The organism is Algibacter sp., assembly GCF_049667265.1.
In the GTDB taxonomy this organism is placed as follows: domain Bacteria; phylum Bacteroidota; class Bacteroidia; order Flavobacteriales; family Flavobacteriaceae; genus Algibacter_B.
The window spans coordinates 1-5,052 of sequence record NZ_JBATHX010000047.1 but is presented as its reverse complement, the minus strand read 5'-3'; the positions used below and the strand labels follow the sequence as shown (position 1 = coordinate 5,052).

General features: G+C 30.9%; 4 protein-coding genes and 1 pseudogene. All 5 read right to left on the bottom strand.

The genetic code is table 11. The annotated features are described in order from the left end of the window. Positions 1-192, bottom strand: a pseudogene (locus tag WBN21_RS01635) (asparagine--tRNA ligase); the annotation flags it as partial. An 89-nt stretch (positions 193-281) separates the two neighbouring features. After that, entirely contained in the window at positions 282-2,672 is a 2,391-nt protein-coding gene (locus WBN21_RS01630; RefSeq protein ID WP_424197569.1) for an efflux RND transporter permease subunit, read from the bottom strand. 47 nt (positions 2,673-2,719) lie between these two features. Further along, on the bottom strand, positions 2,720-3,961 hold the full coding sequence (locus WBN21_RS01625; RefSeq protein WP_424197568.1) for a DUF5686 family protein: 1,242 nt from the start codon (positions 3,959-3,961) through the stop codon (positions 2,720-2,722). Positions 3,962-4,065: 104 nt separating this feature from the next. Further along, a complete protein-coding gene (gene frr / locus WBN21_RS01620) occupies positions 4,066-4,623 on the bottom strand; it encodes a ribosome recycling factor (RefSeq protein WP_424197567.1) in 558 nt (185 codons plus the stop codon). Positions 4,624-4,672: 49 nt separating this feature from the next. Beyond that, on the bottom strand, positions 4,673-5,052 hold a 380-nt coding region (locus tag WBN21_RS01615), incomplete at its 5' end, for a uridine monophosphate kinase (protein ID WP_424197566.1).

Genomic DNA, 5,052 nt, shown 5'->3' with positions numbered 1-5,052 from the left:
GGTTGTTACTCTTTTTAAAAGTGCCTCGTCAAAATTTTCAAAATCAACCACACATTGAATATTATTTAGAGTAGAACCATCATTTAAAGCGATAAATCTATTGGCTCTAAAGGTTCTTACCCAACCTTTAATTTCAACTTCTGGAATAATGATATCTTGGGTAAGTAATTCTGAAACTGTTTTTAATTGCATATTGAAAATTTTATAATGTAAATATAAAATTTTCAGATATTAATACCCTTAGCTATTTGGCTAAATCGTAAAATAATAATGTTAAAATTTTAGGCTTCCGGTTCGTCCTCCTCAGGAATAATATTGATTGAAGGTTTTCTAAGAACCTGTTTGTTGGCTATACTACGCTCTAAAGAAAGTAATAATGACGGAAGTAGAAGCAAGTTGGAAAGCATAGCAAATAGTAGTGTAGCTGAAACTAATGCTCCTAAAGCTACTGTGCCTCCAAAACTTGAAATTGTAAATACTGAGAAACCAAAAAATAAAACAATAGAAGTATAAAACATACTAACACCGGTTTCGCGTAAAGCACCATAAACGGATACTTTAATTTTCCAATTATTAGCTTGCAATTCTTGCCTGTATTTTGCTAAAAAATGAATGGTATCATCAACAGAAATACCAAAAGCAATACTGAAAACTAATATTGTAGAAGGTTTTATAGGAACCCCTAAATACCCCATTAAACCTGCAGTTACTAGAAGAGGTAATAAGTTAGGAATAAGTGAAACGATAATCATACGTCCAGAGCGAAACATATACGCCATAAATAAAGCGATTAATAGAATGGCTAAGGATAAGGATATCACTAAGTTTTTAACTAAATATTTTGTTCCTTTTTGAAATAAAAGTGCTTTCCCAGTCATAATGACATTGAATTGATCTTTAGGGAACACTTTATCTATTTTTGTTTGAAGATTTTCTTCAATGCGTTCCATTTTATCGGTACCAACATCTTTCATAAAAGTTGTGATACGCGCATATTGACCTGTGCTATCCACAAAGTTTTTAAGTAAATCTAATTCTGAAGATGAGTTTTTCGCGTATGATAAAATAAAACTGTTTTCTTGTGAAGTTGGGAGTTGATAATACTTAGTATTACCATTATAATAAGCTTGTTTGGAGTATTTCACCAGGCCAACTACTGATACAGGTTTTGATAGTTCTGGGGTTTCTATAATTAAATCCTCGAGCTCATCCATACGTTTAAGTGTAGATAACTTCATGACTCCTTTTTTACGCTTAGTATCAATCATGATTTCTAATGGCATAATACCATTAAATTCATCTTCAAAAAAGCGAATATCATTTACAAACTCAGATTCCTGAGGCATGTCTTCAATTAAACTGCCAGATATTTTTATTTGATAAATACCAATAATACTTACTACAAGTAAAACTACAGAAGTAATATAAATAGTAATTCGTTTTTTCTTTACCATTAACTCCATCCAATTAACAAAACCACCAATCCAACGCTTGTTAAGATGCTCTAAGTGGCGATCTTTCGGAAACGGCATAAAGCTGTAAATGATAGGAATTATGAGTAAACAAAGAATAAAAATGGCTAATATGCTTAACGAAGCTACAACACCAAATTCTTTTAACAGTTTACTTTCTGTTAGGATGAAAGTAGCAAAACCAGAAGCCGTTGTAACATTAGTCATTAACGTAGCATTACCAATTTTTGTAATTACACGTTGTAAAGATTTTACTTTGTTACCATGTAACTTAACTTCGTGCTGGTATTTATTAATTAAGAAAATACAATTTGGAATACCTATTACAATAATTAAGGGCGGAATTAATGCCGTTAATACGGAAATTTCGTAATTTAATAAACCTATAATACCTAAAGTCCACATAACACCTATGCAAACAACTATCATAGAAATTAAAGTGGCTCTAAACGATCTGAAAAAGAAAAAGAAAATTACTGATGTAACTAATAAAGCAGCTAAAATAAAGGTGCTAATTTCATCGACAATATTTTGAGAATTTAGGGTTCTAATATAGGGCATTCCAGATATTCTAACATCTAAATTATTTTTGGCTTCAAAATTGTTTATTTCTGGTAATAAAACATTAACAACAAAGTCCTTTCTTGCTGATGTGTTTACAATAGCTTTGTTAATATATATAGCCGTTCGTATTGTTTTAGTTTCCTTATTAAATAAGAAATTATCGTAAAAAGGATACTTTTCAAAAAGCTCGTTTTGTAAGGTTTCAATTTGAGCTATAGAAGTTATAGAGTCTTTAATAAAAGGCTCTAATTTAAATTTTTCGTTTTCAGTATCCTTTATTAGTTTTTGAAGATCTTTGATAGAAATAACTGTTTCAATAGCTTCATTCTTTTTTAAATCTTCTGAAAGCTTATTCCATGCATTTAACTTGTTGACAGTAAATAAGGATGAATCTTTAACACCAAGTATAATAAGATTGCCTTCTTCCCCAAAGGTTTGTAAAAAATTATTATAATCAAGATTTACTTCATGATTGTCTGGTAACATATTTGCCTCACTATAGGCTAAACGCATGTTATCCCATTTCTGAGCTAATAGAAATGTAATAATTATAATACCTACAAGAATGCCAATTTTATTACGTAAAATCAATCTTGCGGTAACGTCCCAAAAATCTTTAGTAAAAAGTTTAAGCATGCTTTAGTTAAAAGTTGGGCAAAGGTAGAAAAATCGAGGATAATACCTCATAATGAGACGTTAAATGTAAACTTAAAGGCTATATTATCTTCAATATTTGGTAAATGGTATGTGCCGTATCTGTAGGTAAAGCTTAAACCGAAGCCATAAAATAATTTATTAAGTTCAAAACCAGATTCTGTATACCCTTTTTCTAATGAGCCAAAAGTAATTTTTTGATGCCTTTCAGGATATTTCATGTCTCCAATAGCATATCTAGTTATTAATACTAGTTGAGGTTTTAAAGTTTTAGAAACATTAAATGGCTTTAAGTAATGTTTAAATTGAATAGTAGCAAATCTATCGGAAAAGAATTCATTAAAAAACATGGTTTCAAAACTGTTTAATCCTGCAACAGAAAACCGTTGTAAAATTTTTTCTTTAGTAATATTATTTGGGTAAGCATGGTATAAGTGCGTTAGCGGTGTTTCACCAATGGCAAAACCTGAAACTAGAGTAATTTCTGAAAAAGCATCGGTTTCATTGCCAATTTTATAAATGGTTCTGAAATCCAATTTTGAAAAATTAAAATTGCCGTTCAAAATATTTTTAAAACTTTTTGTGTATTGTAACGTAAATTGTGGGTACCCCTCGCTATGCTCGGGTTGTTCACTATCCGTAATAATTAAATTATTGAATGGGCTCCATTGAATTGCGATTTTTGCCGCAGTAATATCATAAGTTTCAAAATTTTCGTCCTTCAAATCAAAAGTATAGGCATAAGTTGGGTCAATTTTGCTTGTAGCAAATTCTGACCCTAAAAGTAATTTTGAACCCAGAGTATGTTCAAGCGAAATGGATTTTGTAATGTGTTTATGAAATAAATCAATGTTTAATAACCTCGGTTCAAAAAACTGAAAGAAGCGTTTGTCAGTTAAAAATTTTGCACTTCCAGTTTCTTGTAAATCATCTGTGTATGAAAGGTTAATCCATGTGTTTGATTTTTCGGCAAGGCGAAAACCGCCACCAATGCTATATTTAAAACGACGGTCTCTAAATCCATAAACAACATAAGAGTTTAGTCTGTGTTTTTCTGAAAAAACATCATTTGTCTCTCCTCCTATACCAGTTCTTACACCTTCGTATTGGTTGAATTTTATTAAATATCTTAAATCTAAATTGATGTATTTAGTTGGGTAGAATCCATTTCCAAGACTTTTTAAAAATGCCTTCTTTTCAATGGAGTCTTGTTTAGGTTCTAGGTCTTTTTTATGGAATGTTTGCGCTTGCACTAAAGTTGTGCAAATCATGAATATGAAAATTGAAGAATACTTAAACATTCGAAATAACCCTAGAAGCTAGAAAATTTATAAAAAAAAGCGACTAAAATGTCGCCTTTAAAATTTAATTGATATTAAACAGTCATGATTTCTCTTTCCTTATTATCGAAAAGCTCATCGACTTTTTTAACGTGATTATCTGTTATTTGTTGTATATCTATTTCAGCATTCTTCTTTAAATCTTCTGACACATCATCATTCTTTTTAACCTCGTTCATAGCGTCTTTACGAGCGGTTCTAATGCTCACTTTAGCATCTTCTGCTTCAGCTTTAGCTTGCTTTGCTAAATCTCTTCGACGTTCTTCAGTTAAGGGTGGTACATTAATGATAATAGTATCACCATTATTCATAGGGTTAAATCCAAGGTTAGCATAAGCAATTCCTCGTTCTATTTCTTGAAGCATGTTTTTTTCCCAAGGTTGAACCGTAATAGTTCTTCCATCTGGAGTGTTCACATTTGCTACTTGACTAAGTGGTGTTTGTGAACCGTAATAATCAACCATAACACTTCCTAGCATAGCTGGACTTGCTTTACCTGCTCTAATGTTTAAAAATTGTTTTTTAAGATGTGCAATAGCGTTATCCATTGCTTCTTTTGTGCTATCTAATATAAATTTTATGTCTTCGTTCATTGTTTTAAACTTTTATCTATATATGCTTGGTCAAAAATTAAGCCAATTATTATATTTTTACCTCAGTTCCAATGTTTTCGCCAGAAACTACTCTTAATAAATTACCCTTTTTATTCATATCAAATACAATTATTGGCAATTCATTTTCTTGACTTAAAGTAAAAGCTGTAGTATCCATAACTTTTAAACCTTTTCGTAATACATCATCAAATGATATGGTATTAAATTTAATGGCTTTAGAGTCTTTTTCAGGATCTACATTATAAATACCATCCACGCGGGTTCCTTTTAAAATCACATCAGCTTCAATTTCAATGGCACGTAAAACAGCAGCCGAATCGGTAGTAAAATAAGGATTTCCTGTTCCACCACCAAAAATAACTACACGTCCTTTTTCTAAATGACGCATGGCTCTTCTTCTAATAAAAG

Coding starts and splice junctions, on each gene's coding strand:
- WBN21_RS01630 (WP_424197569.1), bottom strand. CDS start 2,672: ATGCTTAAACTTTTTACTAAAGATTTTTGGGACGTTACCGCAAGATTG.
- WBN21_RS01625 (WP_424197568.1), bottom strand. CDS start 3,961: ATGATTTGCACAACTTTAGTGCAAGCGCAAACATTCCATAAAAAAGAC.
- frr (WP_424197567.1), bottom strand. CDS start 4,623: ATGAACGAAGACATAAAATTTATATTAGATAGCACAAAAGAAGCAATG.